The following is a 13,179-nucleotide window of genomic DNA, read 5'->3' on the forward strand; positions in this document are numbered from 1 at the left end:
GGGAAATCCCAAGCTCGCTTTGGGGAGGCTTTGATGCAGGACGATCCAAAAACCCTCGTATCTACCGAATGGCTGGCCGCGCATATGAAGGACCCGGATCTGCGGATTCTGGACGGGTCGTGGTACTTGCCCGCACAAAATCGTGATGCAAAGGCCGAATATGATGCAAGCCACATCCCCGGTGCGAGGTTCTTTGATATTGATGAGATATCAGATCACCGTTCCGACTTGCCGCACATGGCGCCTCCGGTCGAGAAATTCATGTCGCGCCTGCGGGCGATGGGTGTGGGCGATGGTCATCAGGTCGTGGTTTATGATGGCGCTGGGCTGATGTCGGCTGCACGCGTCTGGTGGCTGTTCCGTCTGATGGGGCAGGAAAACATCGCGGTTCTGGATGGTGGGTTCCCTAAATGGCAGGCGGAAGGGCGCGAGGTTGAAGATCTGCCGCCGGTCATCCGTGATCGTCACATGACCGTTCGGGTACAAAACCAGCTTGTCCGGGACGTCACGCAAGTGTCCGCCGCCGCCAAGCTTGGTGATCATGAGATTATCGACGCCCGCTCTGCCGGCCGGTTTGCCGGGGCCGAAGCCGAGCCGCGCGAGGGTCTGCGTTCGGGCCATATTCCGGGCTCACGCAATGTCCCCTTTGGCCAGTTGCTGAACGCCAAAGGCACCATGAAGTCGCCGGAAGAGTGCCGCGCCATATTCGAGGCTGCGGGCGTCGATCTGTCGAAACCGGCGATCACCTCGTGCGGGTCTGGCGTGACTGCCGCGATCCTGAGCCTTGCGCTGGAGCGCATGGGTAAGAAAGACCACTCGCTTTATGACGGCTCATGGGCTGAATGGGGTGCCTTCCCGACCCTGCCCGTCGCAACCGGAGAGACCTGATGTTCGAGAACCTGAAACCGCAGCCTGCCGACAAGATCCTGGCGCTGATGCAGATGTACCGCGAAGACCCGCGCGATCAGAAGATCGACCTGGGTGTTGGCGTTTATAAAAACGCAGAGGGCATTACCCCGGTCATGCGCGCCGTCAAAGCGGCCGAGCGGCGCATCTGGGAAGAGCAGGACACCAAGGCTTATACCGGGCTGGCCGGCGACCCGGCCTATGCGGATGCGATGATCGGGTTAATCCTCGGCACGTCGGTTAAGCGCGGCAATATCGCAGCTGTGGCGACACCGGGCGGCACCGGCGCCTGTCGTCAGGCGTTCGAGATGATCCGCATGGCCAACCCGTCAGCCCGCGTGTTTGTGTCGAACCCGACATGGCCGAACCACCTGTCGATCCTGAACTATCTGGGGATCGAGACGGTTCAATACCGCTATTTCGATGGTGACACACGTGGCGTCGATTTCGACGGCATGATCGAAGACCTGAAGACCGCCAAGGCGGGTGACGTGGTTCTGCTGCACGGTTGCTGCCACAACCCGACCGGTGCCAACCTCAACATCGTTCAATGGCAGGAAGTCGTGAACCTGATCAACGAACTTGGCCTCGTAGCGATGATCGACATCGCCTATCAGGGCTTCGGCGACGGTCTGGAAGAGGATGCGCAAGCAACACGTCTGGTCGCATCTTCGGTCAAGGAATGCCTCATAGCGGCGTCGTGTTCGAAGAATTTCGGCGTGTACCGCGAACGCACTGGTTTGCTGATGGCCATCAGCGCCGATGCCGGGCAGACCGCATTGAACCAAGGGACGCTGTCATTCCTGAACCGCCAAAACTATTCGTTTCCACCTGACCACGGCGCGCGTGTTGTGACGACCATTCTTATGGATGAAGCGTTGCGCGCAGACTGGGCCATCGAGTTGGAAGAGGTTCGCCTGTCCATGCTGGATTTGCGTCAGCAATTGGCCGACGAGCTGCAGCGTCTGAGCGGCTCGGACCGCTTTGGTTTCATCGCCCAACACCGTGGCATGTTCTCACGCTTGGGGGCGGCACAGGAACTGGTCGAGAAACTGCGTGTCGATCACGGCATCTATATGGTCGGCGACAGCCGCCTGAACATCGCCGGTCTGAACGCGACCACCGTGCCGATCCTGGCCAAGGCGATTGTCGACGTCGGGGTTTGACCGGACAACCGTCACGTCTGGTTCAGCCCGGGCGTGGCGGAGTTTTGACGAACTGCATATCCCCGTCCGCCACGGCGAATGGGTTTCCACCTGCGGTTATCACGGCCCGATCTTTCATCGCGCGAAAGTCGAATATGGCGTTTAGCACGACATCAGTTCTGCCCTGATACTCTCGCGGGTGGTAGATACATATGCCGACCTGTTCATCAAGGCGGCGATATGTGTAATCCGCCTCGCCTACCAGCATGCCGTTCGCGGTGACATAGCAGGTGTTTTCGGTTTCGTAACTGACCGTGTGTGTCGATAAGTCTTCGAAATCGCCATGTCCGGAGTGGTGGACCCCAGTCCATTTCAGGCTTGTGCCAACAAGTGTGCGCGGTGCGTTCGGCATTGCACTCCCCCCTATTTTGACATGCAGATTCTAACCCAAAAACGACTGCCGCACAAAAAACGGCCCCAGCACAGGGCTAGGGCCGCTTTTATTATTCAACGATCTCAACCTTTCGAGAACTCGGGATACGCTTCCATCCCCAACTCACCCATGTCGAGCCCGTTGATCTCTTCTTCCTCACCGACCCGCAGGCCGACTGTTGCCTTGAGGACCGAGAACAGGATGAAGCTGACGACGAAGACGAAGATCCCAATGGCAGCGAAGCCAATGATCTGGGTCACGAAGGACGCGTCACCGTTGGTCCATGCCACGATGAAGGTACCCCAGAAGCCTGCGATCAGGTGAACCGGAATCGCACCGACCACGTCGTCGATCTTCATGCGGTCCAGCATCGGAACGGTCAGGACAACGATCACACCACCGATTGCACCAATGATCAGCGCCTGAAACAGCGACGGCGCCAAGGGTTCAGCGGTGATTGACACCAGACCGGCCAGCGCGCCGTTCAGAACCATGGTCAGGTCAACCTTGCCGTACATCACCTGCGTCAGGATCAAGGCGGCGACGGCACCGGCGGCCGCGGCCATGTTGGTGTTGGCAAAGATACGGCTGATATCGGCCATGTCACCGATGGTTCCCATTGCCAGCTGCGAGCCACCGTTGAAACCGAACCAACCCAACCACAGGATGAACGTCCCCAAGGTTGCCAGCGCCAGGTTCGAACCGGGGATTGGAACAACCTTGCCGTCCTTGTTGTACTTGCCGATGCGCGGGCCAAGTACGATGGCACCGGCCAGAGCCGCGAAGCCACCTGCGGCGTGCACCAGGGTCGAGCCGGCGAAGTCGCTGAAGCCCATCTCGGACAACCAGCCGCCACCCCACTGCCAGGACGCTTCGATCGGGTAGATGATGCCTGTCAGGACGATCACGAAGAAGAAGAAGGGCCACAGTTTGACGCGCTCGGCCATGGTGCCGGATACGATGGACGCGGTGGTGGCGCAGAACATCAGTTGGAAAAAGAAGTCTGAACCTACGGAAGCATAATCCAGCGCGGTTTCGGTGTCGGCCAAACCAACCGGCTCGAGCGACGTTGGCGAGAACGCACCCAGGATGCCGGTGATGGTCCACCCATCGCCCGGATACATCAGGTTAAATCCCACCAGCCAGTACATGATGGCCGCAAAGGAAAACAGGCCAATGTTCTTGACCAGCTGCATGGCCACGTTTTTCGAACGCACCAGACCGGCCTCGAGCATGGCAAAGCCCGCGGCCATCCAGAATACGAGAAAACCGCCGACCAGAAACAGCAGTGAGGTCAGGATGTATTGCGTGTGCTGTGCGGCCTCGCCTGCGGCCTCTTGCGCAAGGCCCATCTGCGGCAGCGCGACAATCGCGGCGGCAGGGATGAGAGATTTCATCAGGTTCATGTGTCTTCCTCGAATGAGTGTGAGTGGGCGCGCTTTACAGCGCGTCCTCGTTGGTTTCCCCGGTCCGCACGCGCAGCGCCTGCTCGACATCGAGGACGAAAATCTTGCCGTCACCGATTTTGCCGGTTTTGGCTGTTTTGGTGATGGTCTCGACGATCTGGTCGGCCATTGTCGCGGGCACCACGATCTCGAGCTTGATCTTGGGTACGAAATTCACAGCATATTCGGCCCCCCGATAGATTTCGGTGTGACCGGATTGCGAGCCGAAGCCCTTGATCTCGGTTACCATCATGCCGCGCACGCCGGCCTCGGTCAGTGCCTCGCGCACCTCCTCCAGCTTGAACGGCTTGATTGTCGCAATGATCAGTTTCACGTCTTTCCCCTCTGGTTCTCCGGCGGAACCGGTTTGTTTGCACCTGCAGAAAATGCGCGACTGAGCGTGGGAAGAAACGGCCATTGGGCGCCAATGGGCCGTAAAATGGCGTAAAGTTGCACATTTTTTGCACAAACTCGGCGAGCTGATTAAATATCGGGCAGTGTTGTGAGGGGAATTTTCGGAAAATCGGACCTCTACATACTCAGGTCAGCGGGGTATGGTGGCGCAAAAGAAAAACCGGGCAGAGTTTGAGCATGACTGAGTCCAAGCGACGCAAGCCGAAATTGGTTGCGGATAGAAGGTACCCGTCAAAGGGCCGTAAACCGTCGGCGTCCAAGCGCCCGGCGGGCAAGAAGGCGACGGCCCGCAAGACAACCACGCGCAAAACCGCGCGCAAGAAGACGCGCAAGAGATCGGGCGGCAAGGGCGGTGGGATCCTGCGTCGCTTTTTCCGCTGGGTCTGGCGTATGGTCTGGGGTCTGACCTGGCGGGTTGGCGCAGTTGTGGCCATTTTGATCGCTTTGGCAGTGGGCGTCGTCTATACCTCTTTGCCGGACCTAGACGCCTTGTTGGACGGGCGCGCGCGGGGGTCGGTCACGCTGCTGGACCGGGACGGCAAAGTGTTCGCGTGGCGCGGTGACCAGTTTGGCGGGGTGATCACGGCTGATACGGTGTCCCCGCATCTGAAAAACGCCGTCATTGCGACCGAGGACAAACGCTTCTATCGCCATTTCGGCGTAAGCCCGCGTGGCGTCGCGAGCGCCGTACGCATCAACCTGAGCGAAGGGCGCGGCCCGTTGTCCGGGCATGGCGGGTCCACCATTACGCAGCAAACGGCCAAACTGCTGTGTCTGGGCGAGCCTTATGATCCGGCTGAATGGGAATCAGAGGCTGCCTATGAAGCCGATTGCCGTCAGGGTTCACTGTGGCGCAAGGCCAAGGAGGCCATTTACGCAATTGCCATGGAGGTGAAATACTCCAAGGATGAGGTTCTGACGATTTACCTGAACCGGGCGTTCCTTGGTGCAGGCGCGCGCGGGTTCGAGGCCGCAAGCCAGCGATACTTTGGAAAGTCCGCAGCTGAAGTGTCTCCAGCTGAGGCAGCGATGCTGGCCGGCCTGCTGGTTGCACCCACGCGCTATGCGCCGACGAACAACCTGCAACGGTCTCAGGACCGGGCCCGCCTTGTGATCGGTCTGATGGAGGATCAGGGCTATCTGACCTCCGCGCAGGCCAGCGAAGCACGAGCGCGACCTGCCCAACTGTCCGAGGCGGCGGCTGCGCGGGCCGGGGGGTACTTTGCGGATTGGGTCATGGCCAGCGGGCCCGAGTTCTTTACCCGAAACACGACCGAAGATGTGGTGATCCGTACGACCTTGGATCAGCGCATCCAGACTTCTGCTGAAGAAGCGCTGAAGTTCATCTTTCAGGAAAAAGTCCGTGAAGGCTCAAAGGCGCAGGCCGCCATTGTCGTGATGTCGGCAGACGGCGCGGTACGTGCCATGGTTGGTGGGCGCAAGACACGCGTGTCTGGCGCGTTCAATCGGGCGACACAGGCGTTGCGTCAGACGGGATCGTCGTTCAAGCCATTCGTCTATGCCACCGCGCTGGAACTTGGCTATTCGCCACTGGATACGGTGATGGATGAACCCTATTGCGTCGATATTCCGGGGTCAGGCCAGTGGTGTCCCAAGAACTATACCAATAAGTATTATGGTCGGGTGACCTTGGCGGATGCGCTGAAAAACTCGCTGAACATACCGGCGGTGAAAGTGGCTGAGATTTCCGGGCTGGACAATGTTCGGACGATCGCCAGCGGCTTTGGGATTGCCAGCGATCTTGCACAGGGGCCTGCGCTGGCGCTTGGTGCATCTGAAAGCACGTTGATCGAGATGACCGGCGCATATGCAGGCATCCTGAATGGCGGGTCACAGGTTGAACCTTATGGGCTGACCGAACTGAAGCTGTTGGGCGACGAAACACCTGTCATGGTCACGACGACCGGTATTGGTGAGAGAGTCATCAATGAAACGGCCGCCAAACAGCTGACCTGGATGATGGAACGTGTGGTCTCTGAAGGGACCGGCGGGCGGGCCAAATTGCCCGGCTGGCAGGTGGCGGGCAAGACCGGAACGACCCAGGCCGCACGCGATGCGTGGTTCATCGGGTTCACGGCGGATTACGTAACTGGCGTCTGGATGGGGTATGATGACAACACGCCCTTGTCCGGCGTGACCGGTGGCGGGTTGCCTGCCGAGATTTGGAAGGAAACAATGCTGCGCGTGACCGAGGGGATGACACCCACACCCTTGCCGATGATGGCGCCGGAACCACCCGTTCAGGTCGCCCAGCCGCAGCCCCGCCGCAAGCGCGGAGGTTTTGCCGATGACATCAATAACCTGCTGAAGAACATTTTTGGCGGCAACTAAAGCAAACTCGAAAAGCCGAAACAAGAAAAAGGCGGTGCACCAGGCACCGCCTTTTGTCATTCTTTATTCGTGACTTAGACGCTTGCGTCCAAAGCTGCGAGGATCGCGTCGCCCATTTCGGTGGTCGACACGGGCTGAACGCCCTCATCCGCCAGCAGGTCGCCGGTGCGCACACCGTCGGCCAGAACTTTTTCGATCGCTGCTTCCAGACGATCTGCTTCTTCGCCGTGATCAAAGCTGTAACGCAGAGCCATCGCAAAGCTGAGGATACAGGCGATCGGGTTGGCTTTGCCCTGACCTGCGATATCGGGGGCAGACCCGTGTACGGGCTCGTACATCGCCTTGGGGCGTCCATTGGCCATCGGAGCGCCCAGCGACGCTGACGGCAGCATACCCAGAGACCCGGTCAGCATCGCGGCGCAGTCGGACAGGATGTCGCCGAACAGGTTGTCGGTCAGGATCACGTCAAACTGCTTGGGTGCGCGCACCAGCTGCATGGCACCGTTGTCAGCGTACATATGGCTCAGTTCGACCTCGGGGTAATCAGCGGCAACGCGGTTGACGACTTCGCGCCACAGGATGCCCGATTCCATCACGTTGGCTTTTTCCATCGAGCACAGTTTTTTGTTCCGGCGCATCGCCAGTTCGAAGGCCGAGCGCGCAACCCGTTCGATCTCGGATTCGGTGTAGCGCTGGGTGTTGATGCCAACGCGTTCATTGCCTTCTTCGAAGATGCCGCGCGGTTCCCCGAAATAAACACCCGAGGTCAGTTCGCGCACGATCATGATATCGAGACCGGCAACGATGTCTTTTTTCAGCGAAGAGAAGTCAGCCAGCGCGTCAAAGCACTGGGCCGGGCGCAGGTTCGAATACAGGTCCATTTCCTTGCGCAGGCGCAGCAACCCGCGCTCGGGCTTCAGGCTGAAATCCAGATCGTCGTATTTCGGACCGCCGACAGCGCCCAGCAGAACCGCGTCAACCTCCTGCGCCTTGGCCATCGTCTCATCGGACAGAGGCTTGCCGTGGGCGTCATAGGCCGCACCGCCGACCAGGTCCTCGCTCACGTCAAATTGAAGACCGCGATTGGTGCCGAACCAATCGATGATTCTGCGCACTTCGGCCATGACTTCCGGGCCAATTCCGTCTCCGGGCAGGATAAGGAGCGAAGGGTTGGACATGAAGGGTCTCCTTGCGTTTTGTTGCACAGGGCCTAGCGTCTGCGTTGCATCGGGTCAATGAGACGAACCTGCCAAAACAGAAGGAAATCACATGCTGACACCTGGAAATCCAGTTCCTGCGCTGAAAATCGAAACTGTTGCCCATGGCAGCTTCGATCTTGATGCGGACAAGGGCGAAAACGGGACGCTGGTGATTCAATATCGCGGGCTGCATTGCCCGATCTGCATCAGGCAGATGGCCGAGGTCGAAGCGGCGCTGGATGACTTCGCGGCGCTGGGCGTCGAGGTCATCATGATCACCACCGATACAGCCGAGCGCGCGGCGGAAACCGCCGAAAAAGCCGGAGCGTCGCGCCTGCGTGTGGGTCACAGCCTGCCGCTGTCTGCAGCGCGGGACGATTGGGGACTGAACATCTCGATCAAGCGCGAAGGCAGCGCCGAACCGGACCTGTTCGCAGAGCCCGGACATTTCTACATCGCACCCGACCGGACGCTGTACTACGCTTGGCAACAGACCACGCCTTTCGGTCGCCCGTCGATGTCGGATATTTCAGGTGGCTTGAAATTCACACTGGGCAACAACTATCCAGCGCGTGGAACTTATACTGGCCTGCTTTGACGCTCAAAGAGCGGCTTTGAGCCCTTCAGCCAACAAGTCCCAGACCCTGCGGATGCGCGGGGTCTGGCGCATGGCCTGAGGTGCGGCCAGCCACACGGGTAGAATCGGGATGTCCACATCCAGCGGCAGAATTTCCACGTCGGGGTCGGCTTCGGCAACCTGTACCTGACTGAAACCTATGCCACAGCCCGCCCGGATCAGTTCCCAATAGGCGCTTTGCAGGTCACAGCGGGTGGCAAAGCTGTCCCGGCTGGCTGGCCATCCCTTTTCCCGCATGGCCTTGATGATCTCCTGGTTCGCGTCAAATCCCACCAGGTCATGCGTAAACAGTTCTTCCGGCGTCTTGGGGCGCCCCTTCCGGTCCAGATAGGACTTGGCGGCACAAAAACACAGCGGCACATCCCCGAGATAGCGGGAAATGAGATCCACCTGCGCAGGGCGATACATACGCACGGCGATATCCGCCTCGCGATAGAGCAGATTCTCGGTGGTGTCGGTGGCCACCAGTTCAAGCTGAATCGTGGGTTCCTGCTTGCGGATGGACGCCAGTATCGGTGGCAGCAGGTGATGCGAGGCAAAGACCGATGCGGTGATACGCACCGAGCCTTCAAGCTGTTGCGATTGCCCCGCAGCGGCAAGACTGAACGCGGTCATGGCGCTGTGCATCTGCTGGGCCATCGGCAAAAGCTGTGAGCCCGCTTCGCTGAGCTTCAGACCGCGGGCGTGGCGATCGAAAAGGGAGACACCCAGCTCGTCCTCGAGGTTTTGGACCTGCCGCCCCAAAGTGGGTTGGCTGCGATTGAGATGTCGCGCGGCGGCAGACAGCGATCCCGTCTCGGCCACGGCCAGAAAGCATTGGATCAGAGACCAATCTGCATGTGTCAGTGCTTTGTCCATTCAGAAATGAATACACGTTCTGCGATTTACGGCAATTCCCTGCGCGACGTGAATGGGTAGATTGACCTCAGACAGGAGGCAGACATGGCACAAACAGCACTGGTACTGGGCGCATCGGGGCGCTTTGGACGCAATGCAGCACTGGCATTCAGGCACGCGGGCTGGGATGTGACAGAGTTTAACCGCAGGTCTGGTAAGCTGTCACAGGCAGCGCGCGGCGTGGATGTCATCGTGAATGGATGGAACCCGCCCTATCCCGATTGGGCGCGCGATGTGCCTGTACTGACCAAGCGGGTGATAGATGCGGCGTCAGATACGGGGGCGACCGTGATTGTGCCAGGGAATGTCTACGTATTTGGCGAGGATACGCCGGGCCCATGGTCGGGCGGGACCCCGCATCAGGCCACCAATCCTCTGGGCCGGATCCGGATCGACGTGGAAGAGGCCTATCGCGCGTCGACGGTGCGTACCATCCTGTTGCGTGCCGGGGACTTCATTGACACCAATGCGTCCGGGAACTGGTTCGATCAGGTCATGATCAAGCGCCTTTCGCGTAGTCAGTTCGTTTATCCCGGTGATCCGGAGGCGCCGCACGCTTGGGCTTTTCTGCCTGACCTGGCCCGCGCTGCCGTCGCACTGGCTGAGACTCGCGAAGACCTCCCCCGTTTCTGCGATGTTCCATTCGACGGGTTTACTTTGACCGGGGTTCAGATCGCACAAACCCTCTCGCAGGTTACGGGTCGGACGGTTTCTGTACAGCGCATGAAATGGTGGCCTTTGCAGGTGGCGCGCCCTTTCTGGCGTATGGCCCCCTGCTTGATTGAGATGCGATACCTCTGGCACGTGCCACATCAACTGGATGGCGGATATATGAGAGAATTGCTGGGCTCGTTTCCCAAATCGAACTTGGAGGATGCCTTGCGTTCGGCAATTCCGCCCCAATGTGCCGCATCATCGACAAAAGCTGGGAATATGGGCGAGGTTTTAGGGTAGGATTATGTCAACCCAGACCAATCGATGCCTGCTGGCGCGTTGGGCGCTGTCGTTTAACCTGTCGCCTTTCTCGGGCCAAACAACACCAGTTTCAGAGATTTGCAGATCACTGGACGGCAACACGTAATCAACGCGCATTTCTCCGGTGGCTTTCCAATCGACTGTAGCTGATGAACCCAACGGGTCTGCCGGCACCAGATCTTGCACACGGGAACTGGTCAAAAGGGTGCGAATGGCCTGGTTGTGGCCTTCTCCGCGGGTCGGGTCGAGATTGGCGTCTCCGGCGATCACGAACGGGCCTTTGGGAACTGGCCCTAGACCGCCGTTCAGTAAAACCGACCACAAGCGAATTTCATCCCTGTTGCGCAGACCATTGCGATCTTCGGGGCCGTCAAAAACCGGTGGGGTAGCGTGAAAGGTCATCAGGCTGAGGCGCCCATGCGGGGTTTTGATCGGAAGCACCCAATGCACAGTTGAGGACAGGCGCTGAATCTCGTGCGCCGCTTCAGATGGGAAGGGAAGGCCGTTTTTGCTTGGTAAAGTGGCCCCAGGCAGGTCTTTCCACAGAAGATCGGAGTAATCCTGAACGTGATCGGTCAGGATTTCGAAACGGGACAACACCGCCACTCCTCCGTGGCCCGTGAACTTCCCCCAGCCCTGCGCGTCGCCGGGACCTTGCGTTTGGCCATCGCCGTTCAGATCCAGCGGTGTTTCCAACCCTGCATTTGGTCGAGCGGAAAAGTGATAGGGGAAATCCAGACCCGCATCACGCAGTTTCTCGGACAGGGCGCTTAGGGCTGCGCCGTCCAGATCCCAGTCGATGCCCTGCAGGGCAATTATGTCAGGTCGTGCCGCTGTAATGACATCGACGGCGGCGCGAACCTGCGCATCGTCCCGCTGGATGTCGCGCAGCAGAAGACCGGGTCCATTTCTGCTGAGTTCAGTGTTGTAGGTGGCGATGCGATAAACCTCTGCCTGTGCCGAGAAAGGCAGCAGCAGCAAAGCAAGGGCACGGATCATGCGGCTTGCGTTGTCTCGCTTGTCGAATAGGCGCGGCGCTTTTCCACGATCAGACCTGCGATGCGAAGCGTTGCCATGCCGCGCATGATCATGCTGGCGGGCAGGAAGGCCCAGGCGCTCATGGTCCAGATCAGCGTCTGCGGATTGCTCAGCGAGATCGGGGCGACAACGCTGCTCATGAGCTTGATGACAGCGGGGATGACGAAGGGGAGCAGAACACCAATACAGATATTCAGGCGTCCGTCACGTTGCAGGCGGGTAACAACATCGCCGCCCTTGGTGGGATCAAACAGCGGTAGATTTGTCCACACGTTGAAGGCGCCATTGCCAGTGGGCCAGCCACGCACCTTGACCGCATAGGCAAAGCTGGCGACGGTGACCAAGGCGGCCACGTAGGCTACGCTGGCTGCAATCCGAACCAGTTCGATCAACGGCTGGCCGGCATCAACGGGCAGCATCAGCACGATCAGTCGAACCGGGGAGTAGGGGAAGTCCGCGACATTCGCGACGGCCAGACCCACAGCGTAGGCAAACGTCGTCAGTTCAGTCGGTTCATAGGCGTTTTTGCAAACCAGCGTCAGAAAGGTGACCATCGACATCAACCCGACAAATCGCAGGCGGTTCACCGGTGGAGCATCGCGAAATTCAATAAAGCTGGGAAAGGCAGAATTGTACTCGGCGAACGTCAGGATGAACGCGAGAATCGCGAGGAAGACCAGGATCTCGGTCCCGTTCGTCGATGATACAGGCAGGTACAACGCGGGTGTCAGCACCATCAGTGCCACAAGTATTCCACGTATCGCCGCCCCTGTTGTGCGCGCAATCACTATCCGAACCCTTTTTCAAACCGGATAAGTCGATCTTCGCCGACTTACATTCCAACTTGTGCCCATCGTCTAGAGTTTTTGACGGATGCCTCTTTAGCGCCAACATGGACGATAAGCGGCATTTCGCTCAAGACAGGGTGCAGAAAACACGTGATTTCGGGCAAAATGATGGCGCAACTGGTGCGGGATTGCATCATTTTCGACGCAAATCCGACGTGTATCTCAATGTGAGACCAAGATGTAGTGGTTTCCCAAAAATCAACCCCAAGAATGAGAGCGGGGCCGCCTTGGCGACCCCGTTAGGTTGAGTGTCCGAAGAATCGGTTTGGGAATCACACCCAGGGACGGGCCTGACTTGCGTGATCTTCGAATTTGTCGATGTGGTGATCTTTCTCCATGGTCAGACCAATATCGTCCAGACCGTTCAGCAGGCAGTGCTTGCGGTGCGGGTCGATGTCGAATTCGATCACAACCCCGTCCGAAGTGGTGATCTGCTGATCTTCAAGGTGCACGGTTATGCGGGCGTTCTCACCCTTATGTGCGTCTTCCATCAGGATCGCGTGATGATCTTCTTCGACCACGATCGGCAGGATGCCGTTCTTGAAGCAGTTGTTGAAGAAGATGTCGGCGAAGCTGGTTGAGATCACGACCTTGATGCCGAAATCCCTGATTGCCCAAGGCGCGTGTTCGCGAGACGACCCGCAGCCGAAATTGTCGCCGGCGACCAGAATCTCGGCCTCACGATAGGCGGGCATGTTCAGGACGAACTCTTCATTCTCCTGCCCGTCATCATGATAGCGCATTTCATCAAACAGCACGACGCCGAGGCCGGACCGTTTGATGGTTTTCAGATGCACTTTGGGAATGATCATATCGGTGTCGATGTTGATCAATGGCATCGGGGCGGCCACCCCGTGGACTTTTTCAAACTTTTCCATGTCTACACTCCT

Annotated in this window: 13 protein-coding genes; 5 read left to right on the top strand and 8 right to left on the bottom strand. The window is 58.8% G+C overall.

Features of this window, described 5'->3' with window-relative positions:
• Window positions 1–33: 33 nt before the first annotated feature.
• Complete coding sequence (gene sseA / locus AC2FEB_RS16900; RefSeq protein ID WP_496884228.1) at window positions 34–888, top strand: 3-mercaptopyruvate sulfurtransferase; 855 nt, start codon at window positions 34–36, stop codon at window positions 886–888.
• Window positions 888–2,072, top strand: a complete 1,185-nt coding sequence (locus AC2FEB_RS16905) for an amino acid aminotransferase (RefSeq protein WP_496675271.1) — start codon at window positions 888–890, stop codon at window positions 2,070–2,072. The genes sseA and AC2FEB_RS16905 overlap by 1 nt, the downstream gene beginning before the upstream one ends.
• A 22-nt stretch (window positions 2,073–2,094) precedes the next feature.
• Here the strand turns inward: AC2FEB_RS16905 and AC2FEB_RS16910 are convergent, their stop codons facing one another.
• The 3 genes from AC2FEB_RS16910 to AC2FEB_RS16920 all read right to left on the bottom strand — a co-directional run bounded on the left by AC2FEB_RS16910 (window position 2,095) and on the right by AC2FEB_RS16920 (window position 4,263).
• A complete protein-coding gene (locus AC2FEB_RS16910) occupies window positions 2,095–2,463 on the bottom strand; it encodes a hypothetical protein (RefSeq protein ID WP_496675269.1) in 369 nt (122 codons plus the stop codon).
• Window positions 2,464–2,567: 104 nt separating this feature from the next.
• Window positions 2,568–3,890 (bottom strand): ammonium transporter, encoded by a 1,323-nt coding sequence (locus AC2FEB_RS16915; RefSeq protein WP_117871085.1) that lies wholly within the window; start codon window positions 3,888–3,890, stop codon window positions 2,568–2,570.
• Between the two features lie 34 nt (window positions 3,891–3,924).
• Window positions 3,925–4,263 (bottom strand): P-II family nitrogen regulator, encoded by a 339-nt coding sequence (locus AC2FEB_RS16920; RefSeq protein WP_117871083.1) that lies wholly within the window; start codon window positions 4,261–4,263, stop codon window positions 3,925–3,927.
• 257 nt (window positions 4,264–4,520) lie between these two features.
• On the opposite strand from AC2FEB_RS16920, the gene AC2FEB_RS16925 reads away from it, so the two are divergent.
• Entirely contained in the window at window positions 4,521–6,695 is a 2,175-nt protein-coding gene (locus tag AC2FEB_RS16925; RefSeq protein WP_496675266.1) for a transglycosylase domain-containing protein, read from the top strand.
• Between the two features lie 74 nt (window positions 6,696–6,769).
• On the opposite strand, the gene leuB is transcribed toward AC2FEB_RS16925, so the two are convergent.
• Complete coding sequence (leuB, locus tag AC2FEB_RS16930; protein WP_117871079.1) at window positions 6,770–7,873, bottom strand: 3-isopropylmalate dehydrogenase; 1,104 nt, start codon at window positions 7,871–7,873, stop codon at window positions 6,770–6,772.
• A 91-nt stretch (window positions 7,874–7,964) separates the two neighbouring features.
• Here leuB and AC2FEB_RS16935 point away from each other — a divergent pair, with 91 nt between their 5' ends.
• A complete protein-coding gene (locus tag AC2FEB_RS16935; protein ID WP_496675262.1) occupies window positions 7,965–8,492 on the top strand; it encodes a redoxin domain-containing protein in 528 nt (175 codons plus the stop codon).
• A 3-nt stretch (window positions 8,493–8,495) separates the two neighbouring features.
• Here AC2FEB_RS16935 and AC2FEB_RS16940 read toward each other — a convergent pair whose 3' ends face one another.
• The gene (locus AC2FEB_RS16940; RefSeq protein ID WP_117871075.1) at window positions 8,496–9,389 is read right to left on the bottom strand and encodes a LysR family transcriptional regulator; all 894 of its coding nucleotides are present in this window, start codon (window positions 9,387–9,389) and stop codon (window positions 8,496–8,498) included.
• Window positions 9,390–9,473: 84 nt separating this feature from the next.
• Here AC2FEB_RS16940 and AC2FEB_RS16945 point away from each other — a divergent pair, with 84 nt between their 5' ends.
• Window positions 9,474–10,382, top strand: coding sequence for a Rossmann-fold NAD(P)-binding domain-containing protein (locus AC2FEB_RS16945; RefSeq protein WP_496675260.1), 909 nt, complete (start codon window positions 9,474–9,476; stop codon window positions 10,380–10,382).
• On the opposite strand, the gene AC2FEB_RS16950 is transcribed toward AC2FEB_RS16945, so the two are convergent.
• The 3 genes from AC2FEB_RS16950 to leuD all read right to left on the bottom strand — a co-directional run bounded on the left by AC2FEB_RS16950 (window position 10,374) and on the right by leuD (window position 13,167).
• Entirely contained in the window at window positions 10,374–11,402 is a 1,029-nt protein-coding gene (locus tag AC2FEB_RS16950) for an endonuclease/exonuclease/phosphatase family protein (RefSeq protein ID WP_496884229.1), read from the bottom strand. The genes AC2FEB_RS16945 and AC2FEB_RS16950 overlap by 9 nt on opposite strands.
• Window positions 11,399–12,229: a hypothetical protein gene (locus AC2FEB_RS16955; RefSeq protein WP_117871069.1), complete on the bottom strand. Its 831-nt coding sequence runs from the start codon at window positions 12,227–12,229 to the stop codon at window positions 11,399–11,401. Before AC2FEB_RS16955 ends, AC2FEB_RS16950 begins: the two co-directional genes overlap by 4 nt.
• A gap of 332 nt (window positions 12,230–12,561) precedes the next feature.
• Window positions 12,562–13,167 (bottom strand): 3-isopropylmalate dehydratase small subunit, encoded by a 606-nt coding sequence (leuD, locus tag AC2FEB_RS16960; protein ID WP_496675256.1) that lies wholly within the window; start codon window positions 13,165–13,167, stop codon window positions 12,562–12,564.
• Window positions 13,168–13,179 lie beyond the last annotated feature (12 nt).

Source organism: Ruegeria sp. YTSC106 (assembly GCF_059609765.1).

Excerpts from the sequence above, each read along its gene's own strand:
- AC2FEB_RS16935 (WP_496675262.1), top strand. The coding sequence starts at position 7,965 with ATGCTGACACCTGGAAATCCAGTTCCTGCGCTGAAAATCGAAACTGTT.
- AC2FEB_RS16905 (WP_496675271.1), top strand. The coding sequence starts at position 888 with ATGTTCGAGAACCTGAAACCGCAGCCTGCCGACAAGATCCTGGCGCTG.
- leuD (WP_496675256.1), bottom strand. The coding sequence starts at position 13,167 with ATGGAAAAGTTTGAAAAAGTCCACGGGGTGGCCGCCCCGATGCCATTG.
- AC2FEB_RS16940 (WP_117871075.1), bottom strand. The coding sequence starts at position 9,389 with ATGGACAAAGCACTGACACATGCAGATTGGTCTCTGATCCAATGCTTT.
- AC2FEB_RS16925 (WP_496675266.1), top strand. The coding sequence starts at position 4,521 with ATGACTGAGTCCAAGCGACGCAAGCCGAAATTGGTTGCGGATAGAAGG.
- AC2FEB_RS16915 (WP_117871085.1), bottom strand. The coding sequence starts at position 3,890 with ATGAACCTGATGAAATCTCTCATCCCTGCCGCCGCGATTGTCGCGCTG.
- AC2FEB_RS16950 (WP_496884229.1), bottom strand. The coding sequence starts at position 11,402 with ATGATCCGTGCCCTTGCTTTGCTGCTGCTGCCTTTCTCGGCACAGGCA.
- sseA (WP_496884228.1), top strand. The coding sequence starts at position 34 with ATGCAGGACGATCCAAAAACCCTCGTATCTACCGAATGGCTGGCCGCG.
- AC2FEB_RS16910 (WP_496675269.1), bottom strand. The coding sequence starts at position 2,463 with ATGCCGAACGCACCGCGCACACTTGTTGGCACAAGCCTGAAATGGACT.
- leuB (WP_117871079.1), bottom strand. The coding sequence starts at position 7,873 with ATGTCCAACCCTTCGCTCCTTATCCTGCCCGGAGACGGAATTGGCCCG.
- AC2FEB_RS16945 (WP_496675260.1), top strand. The coding sequence starts at position 9,474 with ATGGCACAAACAGCACTGGTACTGGGCGCATCGGGGCGCTTTGGACGC.